Genomic DNA, 18886 nt, shown 5'->3' with positions numbered 1-18886 from the left:
CCGTCCGGATTTGCCCGATCGGGTCGCCGGCCGCAGAATACCGGGCTGACCGGTGCCGCCTAGCGCCGGCAATCTCCTGCGGAGCTTTACCCCCATGCGTACCCACTTCTGTGGCCTGGTCGACGAGACCCTGATTGGCCAGACTGTCACCCTCGCCGGCTGGACCGACGTTGCCCGCAACCTGGGCGGCGTGTGCTTCATCGATCTTCGCGATCATGAGGGCATCGTGCAGGTGACGGTGGAGCCTGAGAACGCGGACGTGTTCAAGGTCGCCGCCAGCCTCGGCTACGAGGACGTGCTGCAGGTGGAAGGCGTGGTGCGCAGGCGCCATGCGGTGAACGACAAGATCCGTACCGGCCAGGTCGAGATCGTCGCCACCCGCATCACCGTGCTCAACAAGGCCGAGCCGCTGCCGTTCCACGCCCACGAGAACCCGGGCGAAGAAACCCGCCTGAAGTACCGTTACCTGGACCTGCGCCGCCCGGAAATGCAGCGCATGCAGCGCACCCGCATCAAGCTGGTGCAGGCGCTGCGCCGCCACCTCGATGGCGACGGCTTCCAGGACATCGAAACCCCGATCCTGACCAAGGCCACCCCGGAAGGCGCACGCGACTTCCTGGTGCCGGCGCGCATGCACCCGGGCGAGTTCTACGCCCTGCCGCAGTCGCCGCAGCTGTTCAAGCAGATCCTGATGGTGGCTGGCTTCGACCGCTACTACCAGATTGCGCGCTGCTTCCGCGACGAAGCGCTGCGCGCCGACCGCCAGCTGGAATTCACCCAGCTGGACATGGAATTCGCCTTCGTGCGCGAGCGCGACGTGCAGGACTACGTGGAAGGCATGATCCGCGCGATCTTCAAGGAAGTGGTCGACGTGGAGCTGGCCGCCAGCTTCCCGCGCATGACCTGGGCCGAGGCGATGCGTCGCTATGGCTCGGACAAGCCGGACCTGCGCATCGCGCTGGAGCTGGTGGACGTGGCCGAACTGGTCAAGGCCAGCGAATTCCCGGTGTTCACCGCCGCCGCCAATGATGCCGATGGCCGCGTTGCCGCGCTGCGCATCCCGGGCGGTGCCAGCCTGTCGCGCAAGCAGATCGATGAGTACGCCGCGCACGCCGCGAAGTACGGCGCCAAAGGCCTGGCCTACATCAAGATCGCCGAGAACGGCGAAGTCAGCTCGCCCATCGCCAAGTTCTTCAGCGAAGAGGCCTTCGCCGCGCTGGTCGCCCACGTCGGCGCCGGTAACGGCGACATCGTCTTCTTCGGCGCCGGCGGCTACAACAAGGTGTCCGACTTCATGGGCGCGCTGCGCCTGAAGGCCGGCAAGGACTTCAACCTGGTCGCCGACGGCTGGGCGCCGCTGTGGGTCACCGACTTCCCGATGTTCGAGTACGACGACGAAGCCCAGCGCTACGTCGCCCTGCATCACCCCTTCACCGCCCCGGCGGTGGATGACATCGCCGACCTGCGCGCCAATGCGAAGACGGCCGTGTCGCGCGGCTACGACATGGTGCTCAACGGCAACGAGATCGGTGGCGGTTCGATCCGTATCCACCGCTCGGACATGCAGAGCACGGTGTTCGAGCTGCTGGGCATCGGCGCCGAAGAGGCCGAGGCCAAGTTCGGCTTCCTGCTTGATGCGCTGCGTTTCGGCGCGCCGCCGCACGGTGGCATCGCCTTCGGCATCGACCGCATTGCGGCGCTGATGGCCGGCACCGAATCGATCCGCGACGTGATCCCGTTCCCGAAGACCACCGGCGCGCAGTGCCTGATGACCGGCGCCCCGTCGCCGATCCCGGACGAGCAGCTGGCCGAAGTGCACATCCAGGTCCGCCCGCGGAAAAACTGATTCCGCGATCGTCCGATCGCACCCCCCCGGTAGCGCCGGCCGTTGGCCGGCCCCCCTCACCGTCACATCGCTCAGGAGATCCAGGTAATGACCGAGTTCGCGTTCGTATTGGAATGGGAAAAGCTGGGCAATGAAGGCACCGATGCCAACCTGGTGACCGAACGCGCCCGCGTGTTCGGCGGCTGGCTCGTGCGCGTGGGCACCAACCCGGCCGCGATGGCGCTGACCTTCGTCGCCGATGGCGAAGGCCGCTGGGACGGTGAGGACTTCGGCGTCGAGGATTACGAGGACGACGAAGAGGAAGAGGGCGAGGACGAAGACGAAGAGTACGAAGAGGGCGAGGAAGACGAGGACGAGGAGGAGTACGAGGAAGAGGACGAAGAAGACGGCGAAGAGGAAGACGCCGCCAAGGGGACGCAGGCCTGAGGCCTGCCCCGTACCCGTCCATGTACACCATCCGCCGCGCCGGCCCCGATGACGCACCGACCCTGTCGGTGCTGGCCACCCGTACCTTCGTGGAAACCTTCGGCCACCTGTACCCGGCCCAGGACCTGCAGGACTTCCTGGACGAGGCCTACGCCGAAGACCGCCAGCGCGTGATCCTGTCCCACCCCGATTACGCGGTGTGGCTGCTCGAGCTGGATGGCGTGGCGGTCGGCCATGCCGCCGCCGGCCCCTGTGGCCTGCCGCATCCGGACGTGCAACCGGGCGACGGCGAGCTCAAGCGGCTGTACCTGATCAAGGAACAGCAGAGCTGCGGTTGGGGCAGCCGCCTGCTGGAAACCGCGCTGACCTGGCTGGAGCGCAATGGCCCGCGCACCCTGTGGCTGGGGGTCTGGTCGGAAAACTTCGGCGCCCAGCGTTTCTACGCCCGCTATGGGTTCAGCAAGGTGGGTACCTACGAATTCCCGGTCGGCCAGGTGCGCGACCTTGAATTCATCCTGCGCCGCCCGCCTCAGGCGGCCTGAACGGCGGGTTTCACCCGCCGTTCCTTCGTCCATTTGTCTAATGGCACCGTTTGCTACCTCTGGAACGGTTTCGCACCGGCTACGCTGAGCACATGACTCCCCCCGTTTTACTGCTGCACGGCATCTGGAATGCCCGCGCCTGGGTTGGCCCGTTGGCCTGGCGCCTGCGCGCGCGCGGCTTCAGCGTGGATACCTTCGGCTACGCCAGCGTGTTCGGCGGCCCCGACGTGGCCGTGCCGCAGCTGTTGAAGCGGCTGCAGGACAGCGGCCCGGTAGCGCTGGTCGGGCACAGCCTGGGGGGACTGGTGGCGCTGGAGGCCCTGCGCCGCCAGCCGGACCTGCCGGTGTCCCGGGTGGTCTGCCTGGGTTCGCCGCTGCGCGGCAGCGGCACTGCCCGTTCGCTGGCCGAACATGGCTGGTCGCTGGCACTGGGCCGCAGCAGCGAACTGCTGCTCGATGGTCTGCCGGCCTGGGAGGGCAGGGCGCAGGTCGGGCTGATCGCCGGTTCCGTGCCGCATGGGCTGGGCAGCCTGCTGGGTGCCTGTGGCGACGCCTCCGACGGCACGGTGGCGCTGGACGAGACCCGCCTGCCTGGCCTGGCCGACCACTGCGTGGTCGCCGCCAGCCACAGCGGGCTGGTGTTTTCCCCGGACGCCGCCCGCCAGACCGCCGCGTTCCTGCGCGATGGCTGCTTCCGCCCGGACCGGGCCGCGCACGCCGCCTGAGCCCCGGCTAACACGGTGAGGGCGGCCGATCAGGTAGAATCCGCGCCCTGTTCCTGACGCAAGCACGGAAACACCCATGGGTAGAGGCCCTTCCATCGAAAACCGCAAAAACGCGTCTGACGCGAAGCGCGGCAAGATTTTCACCAAGATCATCCGTGAGATCGGCGTAGCCGCGCGCGGCGGTGGAGGCGACCCCAACAACAACCCGCGCCTGCGGGTGGCCATGGACAAGGGCCTGGCCTCGAACATGTCCAAGGACGTGATCGAACGGGCCATCAAGAAGGCCACCGGCGAGCTGGAAGGCGTTGAATACGAAGAGATCCGCTACGAGGGCTATGCGCCCGGTGGCGTGGCCGTGATCGTGGACTGCCTGACCGATAACCGCGTGCGCACCGTGGCCGATGTCCGCCACGCGTTCAGCAAGTGCGGCGGCAACATGGGCACCGAAGGCTCGGTGTCCTTCATGTTCAAGCGCATGGGCGTGCTGCACTTCGCCGGCGGCGCCAACGAGGACGCGGTGACCGAGGCGGCCATCGAGGCCGGCGCCGATGACATCGTGGTGTACCCGGAAGACGGCGCCATCGACGTGCTGACCGCGGCGGACATGTACCACGCGGTCAAGGATGCGCTGGAGGCCGGTGGGCTGAAGCCGGACCACGCCGAGCTGACCTTCCGCGCCGACAACGACATCAAGGTCGAGGGCGACACCGCCCTGCAGGTCAAGAAGCTGCTGGACATGCTGGAAGACCTGGACGATGTGCAGGACGTGTTCTCCAACGCCGACCTCGGCGCGGACGCCTACGCCTGACGTCCATGCCCCCGTCTCGCCAAGTGCGACGTCGGGGGCGGACAATGCGGACCATGATGACTCCCGACGTTCCACGCATGATCCGCATCCTCGGCATCGACCCCGGTTCGCAACGCACCGGGGTGGGCATCATTGATGTGGACCCCACCGGCAAAGTGCTGCACGTGCACCACCTGCCGCTGGTGCTGCTGGGCGCCGACGACTTCCCCAACCGCATGAAGCTGCTGGTGCTGGGGCTCAACGCGCTGGTGGAGGAATACCGCCCGCACGAAGTGGCCATCGAGAAGGTGTTCATGGCGCGCAACCCGGATTCGGCCCTGAAGCTGGGCCAGGCGCGCGGCGCGGCGATCTCGGCGGTGGTCATGCGCGACCTGCCGGTGCACGAATACGCGGCCAGCGAGATCAAGCTGGCGGTGGTGGGCCGGGGCGGGGCGGAGAAGCAACAGGTCCAACACATGGTCGGGCTTATGCTCAACCTGAAAACCAGGCTGCAGGCCGACGCCGCCGATGCGTTGGCCGTGGCCATCACCCACGCCCACGTAAGGGCAACCGCGCAGCGCCTGGGCGTCAACACCCGCCAGGCCTGGGGACGGAAATGAGGACATCTGCATGATTGGTCGTCTGCGTGGGATCGTGGCGTACAAGGCGCCGCCGTGGCTGCTGATCGACGTCAACGGCGTCGGCTACGAACTGGAGGCGCCGATGAGCACCTTCTACGACCTGCCCGAACTGGGCCGCGAGGTCACCCTGTTCACCCACTACGCGCAGAAGGAAGACAGCGTGTCGCTGTATGGCTTCCTGCGCGAGGGCGAGCGCCGCCTGTTCCGCGACGTGCAGAAGGTCAGCGGCATCGGCGCCAAGATCGCGCTGGCGGTGCTGTCCGGGGTGAGCGTGGATGAGTTCGCGAAGATGGTGCAGGCCGGTGACATCACCGCGCTGACCCGCATTCCGGGCATCGGCAAGAAGACCGCCGAGCGCATGGTGCTGGAGCTGCGCGACCGCGCGGCCAATTTTGGCGGCGGCGGCGCGCCCATTGCCGGCGCAGCGCCGGCCACCGACCCGGTCTCCGAAGCCACCGTGGCCCTGCAGCAGCTGGGCTACAAGCCGACCGAGGCCGCGCGCATGGCGCGCGATGCCAACGCCGAGGGCGATGATGTCGCCACCGTGATCCGCAAGGCCCTGCAGGCCGCGCTGCGCTGAGCGCGCCGGCCTTTTTCCCTACCGACTGACGCCCTCCCGGAGTCCCATGTCCACCTCTTCCACCCAGCACGACAGCGGCCAGCACGGGCACGGCCATGCGCCGGCCGCCAGCGGCCTGGCCCTGATCGTCGGCGCCATCGGCGTGGTGTTCGGCGACATTGGTACCAGCCCGCTGTATACCCTGAAGGAAGCGTTCTCGCCGCATTACGGCCTCAACAGCGACCACGACACCGTGCTGGGCGTGCTCTCGCTCGCGTTCTGGGCGCTGAACATCGTGGTGACGCTGAAGTACGTCACCATCATCATGCGCGCCGACAACGACGGCGAGGGCGGCATCATGGCGTTGATGGCGCTGACCCAGCGCACCCTGCGCCACGGGTCGCGCTCGGCCTACGTGGTGGGCATCCTGGGCATCTTCGGCGCCTCGCTGTTCTTCGGCGACGGGGTGATCACCCCCGCCATTTCCGTGCTGGGCGCGGTGGAGGGCCTGGAAGTGGCCGCCCCCGGCCTGCATGCCTTCATCGTACCGATCACCGTGGTGGTGCTGTTGGCGGTGTTTGCCGTGCAGCGCTTCGGCACCGAGAAGATCGGCAAGCTGTTCGGGCCGATCACCTCGATCTGGTTCATTTCGCTCGCCGCGATCGGCATCTGGAACATCGTGGATTCGCCCGAAGTGCTCAAGGCCTTCAACCCGATGTGGGCGCTGCGCTTCTTCATGGAGCACGGCTGGCACGGCATCTTCATCCTTGGTGCGGTGGTGCTGGCGGTGACCGGTGGCGAGGCGCTGTATGCGGACATGGGCCACTTCGGGGCCAAGCCGATCCGCCACGCCTGGTACTTCTTCGTGCTGCCGTGCCTGGTGCTGAACTACCTGGGGCAGGGCGCGCTGGTGCTCAACAACCCCGAGGCGGTGAAGAACCCGTTCTTCGAGGCGGTGCCGGAGTGGGCGCTGTACCCGATGATCATCCTGGCCACCATGGCCGCGGTGATCGCCTCGCAGTCGGTCATCACCGGCGCGTTCTCGGTCTCGCGCCAGGCCATGCAGCTGGGCTACATCCCGCGCATGCGCATCACCCATACCTCGCACGACACCATCGGCCAGATCTACATCCCCGGCATCAACTGGGGCATCGCGGTGATGGTCATCGGGCTGGTGCTGGCCTTCCGCAGCTCCTCCAACCTGGCGGTGGCATACGGCATCTCGGTGTCGGCGACCATGCTCATCGATACCCTGCTGCTGGCGCTGGTGGCCCGCGCGCTGTGGCCGACCTCGCGTTACTGGATCATCCCGCTGTGCGTGGTGTTTTTCATCATCGACCTGGGCTTTGTGATCGCCAACGGCGCCAAGCTGCTGCAGGGCGCGTGGTTCCCGGTGGTGCTGGGCATCGTGCTGTTCACCATGATGCGCACCTGGCGGCGTGGCCGCGAGCTGCTGCGCGATGAGATCCGCAAGGACGGCATCCGGCTGGATACCTTCCTGCCCGGGCTGATGCTGGCCCCGCCGGTACGGGTGCCGGGCACGGCGGTGTTCCTCACCGCCGACCCCTCGGTGGCCCCGCACGCGCTGATGCACAATCTCAAGCACAACAAGGTGCTGCACGAGCGCAACGTGTTCCTGCACGTGGAAACCCTGCCCATTCCGTATGCGATGGAAGGCAAGCGCCTGAAGATCGAATCGGTGGGCGATGAGTTCTACCGCGTGTTCGTGCGCTTCGGGTTCATGGAAACCCCGGACGTGCCGCTGGCGCTGATGCGCTCATGCGACCACGGCGGGATCTACTTCGACCCGATGGACACCACCTTCTTCGCCAGCCGCGAGACCATCGTGGCCACCGCCAACCGCGGCATGCCGATCTGGCGCGACAAGCTGTTCGCGCTGATGCACCGGAACGCGGCGCCGGCGACCGGGTTCTTCAGGATTCCGGGTAATCGCCTGGTCGAGCTCGGTGCCCAGGTGGAAATCTAAGGGGACGCCCGTTGGTCGTCACCCGTTTTGCCGCATAATCGCGGGATGACCGACGACCGCATCATCGGCGCCGGTGCCACCCGCGAGGATGACACCACCGACGCCAGCATCCGCCCCAAGCGCATGGCCGATTACCTTGGCCAGGCGCCCGTGCGCGAGCAGCTGTCGATCTACATCGAAGCGGCCAAGGCCCGCGGCGATGCGCTGGACCATGTGCTGATCTTCGGGCCGCCGGGCTTGGGCAAGACCACCCTGAGCCACGTCATCGCCAACGAGCTGGGCGTGGCGCTGCGGGTGACCTCCGGGCCGGTGATCGAAAAAGCCGGCGACCTGGCCGCGCTGCTCACCAACCTGCAGCCGCACGACGTGCTGTTCATCGATGAAATCCACCGCCTGTCGCCGGTGGTGGAAGAAGTGCTGTACCCGGCGATGGAAGATTTCCAGATCGACATCATGATCGGCGAGGGTCCTGCGGCCCGCTCCATCAAGATCGACCTGCCGCCGTTCACCCTGATTGGCGCCACCACCCGGGCCGGCCTGCTGACCGCGCCGCTGCGCGACCGCTTCGGCATCGTGCACCGGCTGGAGTTCTACACCCCCGAAGAGCTGACCAGGATCGTCCGGCGCTCGGCGGCCATCCTCGGCATCGACTGCACCGCCGATGGCGCGGCGGAAATCGCGCGGCGTTCGCGCGGCACCCCGCGTATCGCCAACCGGCTGCTGCGCCGGGTGCGCGACTACGCCCAGGTCAAGGCCGCCGGCCATATCGACCAGGAAGTGGCGCAGGCCGCCATGCAGATGCTGAAGGTGGACCCGGAAGGCTTCGACGACCTCGACCGGCGCATGCTGCGCACGCTGATCGATTACTTCGACGGCGGCCCGGTGGGCGTGGAATCAATGGCCGCGGCCCTGTCCGAAGAGCGCGGCACCCTGGAAGATGTGGTCGAGCCCTACCTGATCCAGCAGGGCTTCCTGGTGCGCACCGCGCGCGGCCGCATGGCTACCCAGAAGGCCTACCGCCACCTGGGCCTGAAGCCGAAGAATCCACCGGCCGACCTGTTCGCGGAGGTGCCGGATGTCGGTTGACCTGCGGTTCAGTTGGCCGACACGCATATATTGGGAAGATACCGACGCTGGCGGGGTGGTCTACCACGCCCGCTACGTGGCCTTCATGGAGCGGGCGCGCACCGAATGGATGCGGGCCCTGGGCTACGGCCAGGAACGCACCCGCACCGAGCATGGCCTGGTGTTCGCGGTCCGGTCGATGACCATGGAGTTCCTCAAGCCGGCGCGGCTGGACGACGCGCTGGCGGTGACCGCCACGCTGGTGCAGTGCAAGCGCGCCAGCATGGTGTTCGACCAGGCGGTGTGTCGCGGCGATGAAACGCTGCTGACCGCGCAGGTGAAAATCGCGGCACTGGACGCTGCCACATTCAAGCCGCGCGGCATGGACGATGTTCTCCACGCCGCGCTGAAACCCCACGTAATTCAAATAGCCGCATATTGAGGAACAACGGATGATCGGAATGCTCCTGGCCCTGCAGGCCACGGTGGTCGAAGCGCTGCCGCAGGAAGTCACCAGCGCCGCGTCGCAGACCGTCGCCCAAGCCGCGCACGGCGGTGGCATCAATTACCTGGACCTGATGATCAAGGCCAGCCTGCCGGTGAAGATCATCGTGCTGCTGCTGCTGGCCGGCTCGTTCATCAGCTGGGTGATCATCTTCCGCAAGGCGCGCGTGTTCAACGCCGCCAACCGCGAAGCCGATGAGTTCGAAAGCCGCTTCTGGTCCGGTGCCGACCTGGGCAAGCTTTACAGCGCTGCCACCGACCGCAACCGCAAGGTGGGCGGCCTGGAGGCGATCTTCGAGGCCGGTTTCCGCGAATTCACCCGCCTGCGCGACAAGCGCCGGCTCGATGGCCGCGCCCAGCTGGAAGGCGCCCAGCGCGCCATGCGCACCACCTTCACCCGTGAAGTGGACCAGATGGAGCGCAGCCTGGAGCTGCTGGCCAACATCGGTTCCACCGCCCCCTACGTGGGCCTGGTCGGCACCGTGTTCGGCATCATGGTGACCATGCACGACATGATCAACAGCGGTGAGCAGGCCGGTATCGCCTCGGTTGCACCGGGTATTTCCGAAGCCCTGTTCGCCACCGCCATCGGCCTGTTCGTGGCCATCCCGGCGGTGTGGGCCTACAACCGCTTCACCACCCGCGTCGAGCGCCTGTCGGTCCGCTTCGAGACCTTCGCCGAAGAGTTCAGCTCGATCCTGCAGCGCCAGTCCGCGGGCGACGAGTAAGCGCCCAGCACAAGGATCACGCCATGACCGCTGCCATCGGCCGCCGCAAGCGCCGCAAGCTCAAATCCGAAATCAACGTCGTGCCGTACATCGACGTCATGCTGGTGCTGTTGATCATCTTCATGGTCACCGCGCCGCTGCTCACCCTGAGCTTTGAAGTGGACCTGCCCAGTTCGCAGGCCAAGGCGCTGGAGAGCAAGCAGGACCCGGTGATCGTCTCGGTGCGCCTGGACGGCCAGCTCAGCCTGAAGCTGCCGGAAGCCAAGGAGCCGGCGCCGATGGACGCCGGCCAGCTGCAGGCACAGCTCGGCGCGCTCGCCGCACAGGACAAGAACCTGCGCGTGATCGTGGCCGCCGACAAGGCCGTGGCCTATGAAAAGGTGGTCGCGGCGATGGACGTGATCAAGCGCGCCAACGTGGAAAAGGTGGGCCTGGCGACCGATGCACGCTGAAGCCCTGCCACCGCAGCGCCAGCCGGACGGCGAGTGGGGCCTGCCGATCGCCCTGGCGATCCTGGTCCACGTGCTGCTCGCGCTGGTGTTCATCGCCGCCTGGCTGTGGTCACCCCAGCGCAGCACCGAAGCGGCCGCCGGCGATCCGGCCATTGAAGCCAGCCTGCAGCTGTCGGCCTCGGAAGCCGCCGCGGCACGCCAGGCGCTGCGCGCCTCGGAAAAGCTGCCCGACCTGCCCGAACCTGTGGCCGAGCCGATCCCGGTGGAAGAAGACACCGTGCCGCCGCCGCAGCCGCTGCCCGAGCCGCGCCCGCAGGACGCGCCCACCCCGCAGCAGCAGAACGCGCAGGAACGCATCGCCCAGCCCGACACCGTCGACCAGGCCGCGGTCAACGCGATGTCGATTTCCGCCGAGAAGGCCAAGCAGGAGCAGGAAGCCAAGCGCCGCCAGGAGCAGATCGACCTGACCGAGCGCAAGCGCGTGGAAGAGGCCGAGCAGAAACTGCGCCTGGCCAAGCAGCAGGAAGAGGCCGCGCAGAAGAAGAAGCTTGCCGAGCAGGAGCAGAAGGCCAACGACGTCAAGGCCGAAGCCGAGCGCCAGAAGAAGATTGCCGAGATCCGCAGCCGCCGCGAGGCCGCCGAGAAGGAAGCGAAGCTCGCCGAGCAGAAGCTGCGCCAGCTGGCTGCCGCGCGTGCCGCCGCAGGCCAGTCCACCGCCGGCTCCAGCGGCGCCGCCCAGCCGGCCGCCGGCGGCGGCGGTACCAGCGACGACCTGCGGGCCAAGTACGCGGCAGCGATCCAGCAGAAGGTGCTGGCGGCGTGGACCCGCCCGGACAACGTGCCGTTCGGCCAGCGCTGCAAGATCGTGATCGTGCAGCTGCCCGGCGGCAACGTGAACTCGGCCAAGGTCAGCCCGGATTGCCCGTTCGACGAGGCCGGCCGCCGTTCGATCGAAGCGGCCGTGCTCAACGCCCAGCCGCTGCCGTACCGCGGCTTCGAAGAGGTGTTCTCGCGCCAGCTCAACTTCACCTTTACCGCCCAGGACAACTGATCCCGGGCGGGCAGGCGGTTCCCGGTTTCGTTAATGACACGTGATTTTTCGTGGCATGACCACTCGGATTTCACACCCGGTTGGTTCATGATTGCGAAACCGTTCACCGCACTGCTGTTATCCCTCGTTCTGGTTTTCCCCCTATAGAGCGCCCATGAAGAAGATGCCTCGCTGGTTTGCCGTGTTCGCGGCTTTGTTGTTCCTGCCACTTGCCGCCGCTGCGCAGCAGAGGGGCCTGGACATCGACATCATCGGCGGCAACGCCTCCGCGCTGCCCATCACCGTAGTGCCCATGCCCTACCAGGGCTCGGCCGCCGCCCCGCAGACCGATGTGGCGCAGGTGGTCCGCGCCGATCTGGAGCGTTCGGGCCAGTTCCGCACCCTCCCCGAAGCGCAGATCGTCGAAAAGCCCACCCGTGGCGGCGAGATCCAGTTCGCCACCTGGCGCGCGCTGAAGCAGAACTACATCGTGGTCGGCCGGGTCATGGACGCCGGTGCCGGCGCCTACCGCGTCGAATACGAGCTGTATGACGTGCCCAAGGGCGAGCGCCTGCTGGGCCTGGCGATGACCGCCCGCGGCAATGCCATGCGCGACGTCGCCCACCAGATGGCCGACGCCATCTACGAAAAGATCACCGGTGTGCGCGGCGCCTTCTGGACCCGCATCGCCTATGTCACCGCCAGCGGCAAGGGCGATGCCATGCGCTACGCGCTGATGGTGGCCGATTCGGACGGCTTCAACCCGCAGACCATCGTGCGCTCGGCCGAGCCGCTGCTGTCGCCCTCGTGGAGCCCGGACGGCAACCGCCTGGCCTACGTCAGCTTCGAGCGTGGCAATTCGGCGATCTACATCCAGAACATCGCCACCGGCGCCCGTGAGCTGGTCACCAGTTTCCGCGGCATCAACAGCGCCCCGTCGTTCTCCCCGGACGGCCGCCGCCTGGCCCTGTCGCTGTCGCGCAGCGGCAACCCGGAAATCTACGTGATGGACCTGGGCAGCAAGCAGCTCACCCAGCTCACCAACCACTTCGCCATCGATACCGAGCCGACCTGGAGCGCAGACGGTTCCAGCGTCTACTTCACCTCCGACCGTGGCGGCCGCCCGCAGATCTACCAGGTCTCCTCCAGTGGTGGCAGCGCCTCGCGCGTGACCTTCCAGGGCAACTACAACGCGACCCCGAGCATGTCCTACGACGGCAAGAAGCTGGTCGTGGCGCAGGGCAGCGGCAATACCTACAAGATCGCGATGATGGACAGCAGCCTGGGCTCGCCGCGCTGGAGCACGCTGTCGCCGGGTTCGCTTGACGAGTCCCCCACGTTTGCGCCCAACGCAAGCATGGTGCTGTATGCCGCCCGCGAGGGTGGTCGTGGAGTGTTGTATGCCGTGTCGGCTGATGCGCGCGTGCGCCAGCGGCTGGTACTGGCCGACGGTGATGTCCGCGAACCTTCTTGGTCGCCATACCGTACAAAGCGCTAACAGAGTGTTAAGATCCGCACGTATTCATCCCTACATCCGGCTTTAGGAGCCTCAAAGGTAACTACATGAACAAGACCACCCGCGTTTTGCTTGTCTCCCTGCTGTCCGTGGCCGCTCTGGCCGGTTGCTCCAAGAAGGTCAAGGAACAGCCTGCTGCTCCGGTCGACACCGGCAGCACCTCGCAGCCGACCGGCCCGTCGACCTCCGGCCTGTACGGCCCGGGCGACCTGGACACCGACGCCTGCCTGCGCCAGCGCGTTGTGTTCTTCGACCTGGACCAGGATGCAATCAAGCCGGAATTCCAGGCTCAGATGGCCTGCCACGCCAAGTACCTGCGTGACCGTCCGTCGTCCCGCATGACCCTGCAGGGTCACACCGACGAGCGCGGTTCGCGCGCCTACAACCAGGCCCTGGGTGAGCGTCGTGCCAACGCCGTGTCCTCGGCGCTGCAGGCCAACGGTGGTTCGGCCAGCCAGATCACCGTCGTGTCCTACGGTGAAGAGCGTCCGACCTGCACCGAGTCGAACGAAGGTTGCTGGTCGCAGAACCGTCGCGTCGAAATCGTCTACACCGCGCAGTAATCCATGCGCATCGGCATCAAAACCCTGATGCTGGTCGTTGCGGCAGCCCTCGTGGCTGCCGCACCGGCGCAGGCCCAGCGGCAGAGCCTGGCCGACCGCGTTGGCGCGCTCGAGCAGCAGGCCTACAACAACAGCTCCAACCAGGACCTGTTGAACCAGGTCAACCAGCTTCGGCAGCAGATCCAGCAGCTGCAGAGCACGGTTGAGCAGCTCCAGAACGAAAACGCCCAGCTCAAGCAGACCTCGCAGGACCAGTACCTGGACCTGGACGGGCGTCTGAATCGCATTGAAGGTGGCTCGGCCCCGATCCTTCCGGCCGCTCCGGCCGCGAATGCGCCGGCCGTTGCCCCCAAGCCCGCCGCACCGGCAGTGGCCGCCACCGAGCGGCCGCCCTCCGTGCACGGCGACCCGGGCAGCCTTGCCGCCAGTGTCGACGAGCGCACCGCGTACAACGTGGCCTTTGATTCGCTCAAGGCCGGCAAGTACGACGACTCGGCCCAGCTGTTCCTGAGCTTCCTGGAGCTCTATCCCAATGGCGTCTACACCCCCAACGCGCTGTACTGGCTGGGTGAAAGCTACTACGCCACCCGCAATTTCCCGCTCGCCGAGGCGCAGTTCCGCGACCTCATCGCGCGTTACCCGACCCACGACAAGGCCTCTGGTGGCCTGTTGAAGATCGGCCTTTCCCAGTACGGCGAAGGCAGGATCGATGAAGCCCAGGCCACCCTGGAGCAGGTCGTCAACACCTATCCCGGCTCGGACGCCGCGCGCACCGCGCAGGACCGTCTGCAGGCCATCCGCCTCGGCCAGCAGATCCGCTGAGGCCCCGACCGGCCAAGGCCGGTATAATCAAAGGTTGGCCCGACTGTTTCGGGCACCGTAGAGCCAGGCCCCGCCTGGCTGCTCTTGTTTCCGTAACCGCACATCAGACGCCCACGATGACCACCCCCCTGTCCGCCGCCGCCGCGCTCCCCAGCGAGATCGTGCAGTCGCCCCTGCCACGGCTGAAGATCACCGAGATCTTCACCTCCCTGCAGGGCGAAGCCGATACCGCCGGCTGGCCGACCGTGTTCGTGCGCCTGACCGGCTGCCCGCTGCGCTGCACCTACTGCGACACCGCCTACGCCTTCCACGGCGGCACCTGGTGGGATATCGACGAGATCGTGCGCGAAGTGCTGGCCCAGGGCGTCCACCACGTGTGCGTGACCGGCGGCGAGCCGCTGGCGCAGAAGCGCTGCCTGGTGCTGTTGGAAAAGCTCTGCGAGGCCGGCTTGGACGTCTCTCTGGAAACCTCAGGCGCGCTGGATGTGGGCGGCGTGGACCCGCGGGTGTCGCGCGTGGTCGACCTCAAGACCCCCGGTTCGGGCGAAATGGCACGCAACCGCCTGGAAAACCTGCCGCTGCTGACCCGCCGCGACCAGATCAAGTTCGTGCTGTGCAGCCGTGAGGACTACGACTGGGCGCGGGGCATGGTCCGCGAGCACCGCTTGAACGAGCGCTCGATGGTGCTGTTCTCGCCCAGCAAGGGCCAGGTCAGCCCGCGCGAGCTGGCCGACTGGATCGTGGAAGATCGCCTGCCGGTCCGCTTCCAGATGCAGCTGCACAAGATTCTGTGGGACGACGAACCGGGCCGCTGAGCCCGTTCGTTGCCCCTTGATATACCGGCGCGGGACAGCGTGCTGGCTTTCCCGCAACCCACCGGAAACACCCTCATGAAGAATGCAGTTGTCCTCCTGTCCGGCGGCATGGATTCCGCCGCCGTCGTCGCCATGGCCCGCGAGCAGGGCTTTGCCGTGCATGCGCTGAGCGTGCGCTACGGCCAGCGCCACACCTCCGAACTGGACGCCGCCGCGGCCGTGGCCAAGGCGCTGGGGGTGGTCGCGCACAAGACCGTCAACGTGGACCTGCGCAGCATCGGCGGCTCGGCGCTGACCGACGAAATCGACGTGCCCGAAGCGGGCGGCGAGGGCATTCCGGTCACCTACGTGCCGGCACGCAACACCATCATGCTCTCGGTCGCGCTGGGCTGGGCCGAAGTGCTGGGCGCCAACGACATCTTCTGCGGCGTCAACGCCGTGGATTACTCCGGCTACCCGGACTGCCGCCCCGAGTTCATCAGCGCCTTCCAGACCTTGGCCAACCTGGCCACCAAGGCCGGTGTGGAAGGGGCGGGCATCCAGGTACACGCGCCGCTGCAGTTCCTGAGCAAGGCTGACATCGTGCGTGAAGGCGTGCGCCTCGGCGTGGATTTCGGTCTTACGGTGTCCTGCTACAACGCCGACGACAGCGGCGCCGCCTGCGGCCACTGCGACGCCTGCCGCCTGCGCGCGCAGGGCTTCGCCGACGCCGGCGTGGCCGACCCGACCCGCTACGCCTGATCGCCGGGCTACGCCTGCGCCGCAAGATGGGTTAGAATGCGCACCCCCGGCGCGAAGTCGGGGCATGCAATGGGCCGTTAGCTCAGTCGGTAGAGCAGAAGACTTTTAATCTTTTGGTCGATGGTTCGAATCCATCACGGCCCACCAATTGCATCAACGACTTAGGTCGGTTCGGAGCCGCCGGAATCCCCGTCTCCGTAAATCTCTCCGTAAAAACCCCTCGTTTGTGCTGGTTCTACGACGTGTAATTCGTGGTCGATACCTGTCTGTCATGCGGGGGTCCAGGTGTCCAGGAGAGTCGCGCTTCGTTGCCTTGTTGCCCTCCGTGTCCGAGCTCCCCCGATGCTTGAGCCGTGGAGCGTGAAATACTGTTCCTTCTATATCCCGCCCGTCTCCGGATCGAGTGCGCCCCGCATGAGGCGCTGCTAGGCGTTATCAAGACCGGACTTGGTGAGCGCGGTTCTCGACTCGTTGAGGAACAGAAGCCTGTCCTCGGCTCTAAGAGGCATCGGCCTGGACTTGGCACTGTTCTTCCCGAGGGTCTCGCGGCGAACTGTATGCGCGGCGTCCCAGCACGCTCGCCTCTGGCCTTGGCCGGGATTGAGTGCAATCATCCTTCGAGACTGAGCTTGGAGGGGTATATGGAACCTTTATCTGCTGCCGGTGCGGCCGCCTGGGGGGGCAAACTTTGGAGGCTGGTTGGTGGCGGCATAATCGACACGCTGTTGGGCCCTTCTCGCATCCGACGAGACGGGCGAGCGGCTACGACGGTCAAGGTAGAAGAACGCTTGGCACTCGCCCAGGCAGACCTCTACGTGAAAGAGATGAACGAAGGGAAAAAATCCTTCTCGCTTAATGAATTTCGTTTGATTTCTCACGATGTCTCCCGCTCATATGCCGAGCACCAGGTGCAGTACGAACGCAAGCCGCTAGTTGAAGGGGGCGTGGATGTCACCAGCGCGCTTGTGGCCGAGAAAATTCAGAAAGAGGTGAACGTCGCGAAGGCAGCTCTATACGCCGAAGAAATTCTCGAGCAGGGGGCTGAACCGCCCGCGGAGGAGCCTTCAAGCACCTGGTTGGCGCGTTGGCGCCAGAGCGTTGAGATCGTGCAGGACGACGAGTTGCATGAGCTTTGGGGCCGGATACTTGCGGGTGAACTTCAGGCGCCGGGTTCCTTCTCTATGAGGACGCTCGAGCTGGTGCGGAATCTCAGCAAAGACGAAGCGGAACTCATTTCTCGTGCGGCTGTGTATCGAGTTCATGACTTCATGTACCGACCGGCCGATGACGGTGATTTTTTTCAGCGGAAGGGCCTCAGCTTTGGGGATCTCCTCGAGCTGCAGGAGTTAGGGATACTCTCAGGGGTCGAGGCCCTTGGAATTACGAAGACCTTTACGCCGAACTCGGACGGCAAGCTTCGCCGCGACTACGTCCTCAACAAGCACGTTCTGCGAGTCGATCTCCTCACTGTGGACGGTCCCATTACGGGCCACATTTACAAGTTCACTTCGCGGGGCATGGAGGTCGCGAGCCTTGCAGCGGTCGATGATGACTTGGAGTACTTGGCCGCTATCAAGAGCTCACTGTTTAACAGACCGGGCACATTGGCAGTTCACAGGATCGGAAAGCGACTGGCTCCTGGCCAAGTAAAGTACATGGCGGAGGAAGTCGAGCTGCCGGAGTGGGTTCCGGCGCCATCAGCCCCTGCGAGCGTGTTGGACGTGCCGCCGCCTAATTGATTGTTCGCTCTGCACGTTCCGTAAATGGAAGAATGAAAGGCCGGCTTTTTATTGCCTGGGCTATGCGGATCCTGCCTGCTCTCGCGGATCAGTTGAACCTTGGTCGGGAGACCCTATTCGACCGACTTGCTTCGGCATGGATAGACGGTCACGCCAGTGAGGCTGCGGAGCTCGTCCGGAAGATAGATTCCCTGGTCCATCCATGGGCTGTGCCGAGCCTTCCTCTACCTCTCACTCCGTTCCAGCAGGGCTGACTTTGGGAACGCTTTTGTCGTAAACCTTCATCATCGCGTCGCTCACTCCCAGCGCATCCTGTCTCTCGGCGCGATTTCCGGCAGTGTCAGTGCCGCCCTTTCGCTTCAGATCATGTATGCCAAAGCGCTGATCCGTGCGAATCACACCCTCGCGGATGGCCATTTGCACGAATCGCTGCCATGCACTATCAAGGCTGGACTTTTGGATAGGTTCGCCATGCTGTGCGAGGATCAGGTGTCGCTGCTCTGCACGAAGCTGCACGGGCAGGCCGTGGCGATCAATTACCGATTTCCGTAACGCGACCGCCGCGTCCCAAGCCGCCCTGAGCCGAGGCGACCATTCGACTAGGCTGTCACGGCTTCGTTTCCGACGGTTAGTGTGCAGACCCTCTTCATGCGCGTGTGCGTCTGTCAACGTAATTGTCTCGACTCCACGAAGCCTGCATAGGTAGCCGATCTCCATCACGATCCAGAGGTATGGCGGGACAGACCCTTCCGTATGTGAGCCGCGTATTCCTCGCTCCCGCGCGAAAGCCAGGAGCGCGTCATACGCCGCATCCGTTGGCAGACGTTGCCGCTTGCGCTCTTGGGCAGCCTCAAAGCCTTGTGCTGGATTGTGGGGCACCAGCCCTCTATTGAGAGCCCAACGGAAGACTAATCGCGAGTAGCGCAGCACCTTGTTTGCCTTCGTAGGAGTACCATCGGCCTCGATGCGATCTACAAGTCGCTGGAAGTTGGAGTTTCGCAGCTTCGCCACCTGTAGCTGTCCGAATTTCACCCCCAGCGATGTGGGGAAGCTGAGCATGACGTCCCTAGCTTGGCTGTAGTCGTCCCTGGTGCCCTTGGCAAGCTTCTTGAACTTCGGGCTTTCGTGGTACTGGTCGCAGACCCACTGGACCCTGCCCGATTCGGTGCCCCCTTCAGTTATCGCAAAGAGATCCGAAAGCCTTGCGCTGGGTCCGGCGACGGTCCGCCGCTTCTTCTTTCCCCCTTCCAGTTCGAAGACGAACCACCTTCCTCGGCCACTCGGATCCCAGTAGACGCCTTTTGGAATCTTCGCCTGGTCGATGTGTTCGGGAATGTTCGGATGATGCTTGCGGGCACGAGGTGACATGTCAGAAGAGGTCGGCAGGGTGGGAGTCTG

General features: G+C 65.6%; 20 protein-coding genes and 1 tRNA gene. 20 read left to right on the top strand and 1 reads right to left on the bottom strand.

What is annotated here, in order from left to right; all coding sequences use genetic code 11:
- Positions 1-94 precede the first annotated feature (94 nt).
- The 20 genes from aspS (at position 95) to V9K91_RS00255 (ending at position 17488) form a co-directional block, all read left to right on the top strand.
- A complete protein-coding gene (gene aspS / locus V9K91_RS00350) occupies positions 95-1846 on the top strand; it encodes an aspartate--tRNA ligase (protein ID WP_093533745.1) in 1752 nt (583 codons plus the stop codon).
- Between the two features lie 87 nt (positions 1847-1933).
- Positions 1934-2272: a DNA primase gene (locus V9K91_RS00345; protein WP_143584429.1), complete on the top strand. Its 339-nt coding sequence runs from the start codon at positions 1934-1936 to the stop codon at positions 2270-2272.
- Between the two features lie 20 nt (positions 2273-2292).
- Positions 2293-2814 carry a GNAT family N-acetyltransferase gene (locus V9K91_RS00340; protein ID WP_336442508.1) on the top strand — a complete coding sequence of 174 codons (522 nt, stop codon included), beginning with the start codon at positions 2293-2295 and terminating at the stop codon, positions 2812-2814.
- 92 nt (positions 2815-2906) lie between these two features.
- A complete protein-coding gene (locus V9K91_RS00335) occupies positions 2907-3539 on the top strand; it encodes an alpha/beta fold hydrolase (protein WP_068853760.1) in 633 nt (210 codons plus the stop codon).
- A gap of 76 nt (positions 3540-3615) precedes the next feature.
- Complete coding sequence (locus tag V9K91_RS00330) at positions 3616-4347, top strand: YebC/PmpR family DNA-binding transcriptional regulator (protein ID WP_068853759.1); 732 nt, start codon at positions 3616-3618, stop codon at positions 4345-4347.
- Positions 4348-4424: 77 nt separating this feature from the next.
- The gene (gene ruvC, locus V9K91_RS00325; RefSeq protein ID WP_068853758.1) at positions 4425-4946 is read left to right on the top strand and encodes a crossover junction endodeoxyribonuclease RuvC; all 522 of its coding nucleotides are present in this window, start codon (positions 4425-4427) and stop codon (positions 4944-4946) included.
- Between the two features lie 10 nt (positions 4947-4956).
- Positions 4957-5547 carry a Holliday junction branch migration protein RuvA gene (ruvA, locus tag V9K91_RS00320; RefSeq protein ID WP_068853757.1) on the top strand — a complete coding sequence of 197 codons (591 nt, stop codon included), beginning with the start codon at positions 4957-4959 and terminating at the stop codon, positions 5545-5547.
- Between the two features lie 46 nt (positions 5548-5593).
- A complete protein-coding gene (locus V9K91_RS00315; protein ID WP_068853756.1) occupies positions 5594-7513 on the top strand; it encodes a potassium transporter Kup in 1920 nt (639 codons plus the stop codon).
- A gap of 45 nt (positions 7514-7558) precedes the next feature.
- Entirely contained in the window at positions 7559-8599 is a 1041-nt protein-coding gene (ruvB, locus tag V9K91_RS00310; protein WP_068853755.1) for a Holliday junction branch migration DNA helicase RuvB, read from the top strand.
- The gene (ybgC, locus tag V9K91_RS00305) at positions 8589-9020 is read left to right on the top strand and encodes a tol-pal system-associated acyl-CoA thioesterase (RefSeq protein WP_068853754.1); all 432 of its coding nucleotides are present in this window, start codon (positions 8589-8591) and stop codon (positions 9018-9020) included. Before ruvB ends, ybgC begins: the two co-directional genes overlap by 11 nt.
- A gap of 10 nt (positions 9021-9030) precedes the next feature.
- The gene (gene tolQ, locus V9K91_RS00300; protein WP_068853753.1) at positions 9031-9810 is read left to right on the top strand and encodes a protein TolQ; all 780 of its coding nucleotides are present in this window, start codon (positions 9031-9033) and stop codon (positions 9808-9810) included.
- Positions 9811-9833: 23 nt separating this feature from the next.
- Positions 9834-10262: a protein TolR gene (gene tolR, locus V9K91_RS00295; protein ID WP_068853752.1), complete on the top strand. Its 429-nt coding sequence runs from the start codon at positions 9834-9836 to the stop codon at positions 10260-10262.
- Positions 10252-11313: a cell envelope integrity protein TolA gene (gene tolA, locus V9K91_RS00290; RefSeq protein WP_336442507.1), complete on the top strand. Its 1062-nt coding sequence runs from the start codon at positions 10252-10254 to the stop codon at positions 11311-11313. The genes tolR and tolA overlap by 11 nt, the downstream gene beginning before the upstream one ends.
- Positions 11314-11467: 154 nt before the next feature.
- Positions 11468-12790, top strand: a complete 1323-nt coding sequence (tolB, locus tag V9K91_RS00285) for a Tol-Pal system beta propeller repeat protein TolB (protein ID WP_068853750.1) — start codon at positions 11468-11470, stop codon at positions 12788-12790.
- Between the two features lie 65 nt (positions 12791-12855).
- A complete protein-coding gene (gene pal / locus V9K91_RS00280; protein WP_093533752.1) occupies positions 12856-13371 on the top strand; it encodes a peptidoglycan-associated lipoprotein Pal in 516 nt (171 codons plus the stop codon).
- A gap of 3 nt (positions 13372-13374) precedes the next feature.
- The gene (ybgF, locus tag V9K91_RS00275; RefSeq protein WP_336442506.1) at positions 13375-14193 is read left to right on the top strand and encodes a tol-pal system protein YbgF; all 819 of its coding nucleotides are present in this window, start codon (positions 13375-13377) and stop codon (positions 14191-14193) included.
- A 116-nt stretch (positions 14194-14309) separates the two neighbouring features.
- Positions 14310-15008 (top strand): 7-carboxy-7-deazaguanine synthase QueE, encoded by a 699-nt coding sequence (queE, locus tag V9K91_RS00270; protein WP_095364361.1) that lies wholly within the window; start codon positions 14310-14312, stop codon positions 15006-15008.
- Between the two features lie 75 nt (positions 15009-15083).
- Entirely contained in the window at positions 15084-15749 is a 666-nt protein-coding gene (queC, locus tag V9K91_RS00265) for a 7-cyano-7-deazaguanine synthase QueC (RefSeq protein WP_336442504.1), read from the top strand.
- A 71-nt stretch (positions 15750-15820) separates the two neighbouring features.
- Positions 15821-15896: transfer RNA gene (locus V9K91_RS00260), tRNA-Lys, on the top strand.
- A 641-nt stretch (positions 15897-16537) separates the two neighbouring features.
- Positions 16538-17488, top strand: coding sequence for a DUF2806 domain-containing protein (locus V9K91_RS00255; protein WP_336442503.1), 951 nt, complete (start codon positions 16538-16540; stop codon positions 17486-17488).
- Positions 17489-17719: 231 nt separating this feature from the next.
- Here V9K91_RS00255 and V9K91_RS00250 read toward each other — a convergent pair whose 3' ends face one another.
- Entirely contained in the window at positions 17720-18856 is a 1137-nt protein-coding gene (locus tag V9K91_RS00250) for an integrase (RefSeq protein WP_336442502.1), read from the bottom strand.
- Positions 18857-18886 lie beyond the last annotated feature (30 nt).

The organism is Stenotrophomonas sp. CCNWLW57, from assembly GCF_037203925.1.
In the GTDB taxonomy this organism is placed as follows: Bacteria; Pseudomonadota; Gammaproteobacteria; order Xanthomonadales; family Xanthomonadaceae; genus Stenotrophomonas; species Stenotrophomonas rhizophila_A.
This window is presented reverse-complemented; position numbering and strand designations above follow the sequence as displayed.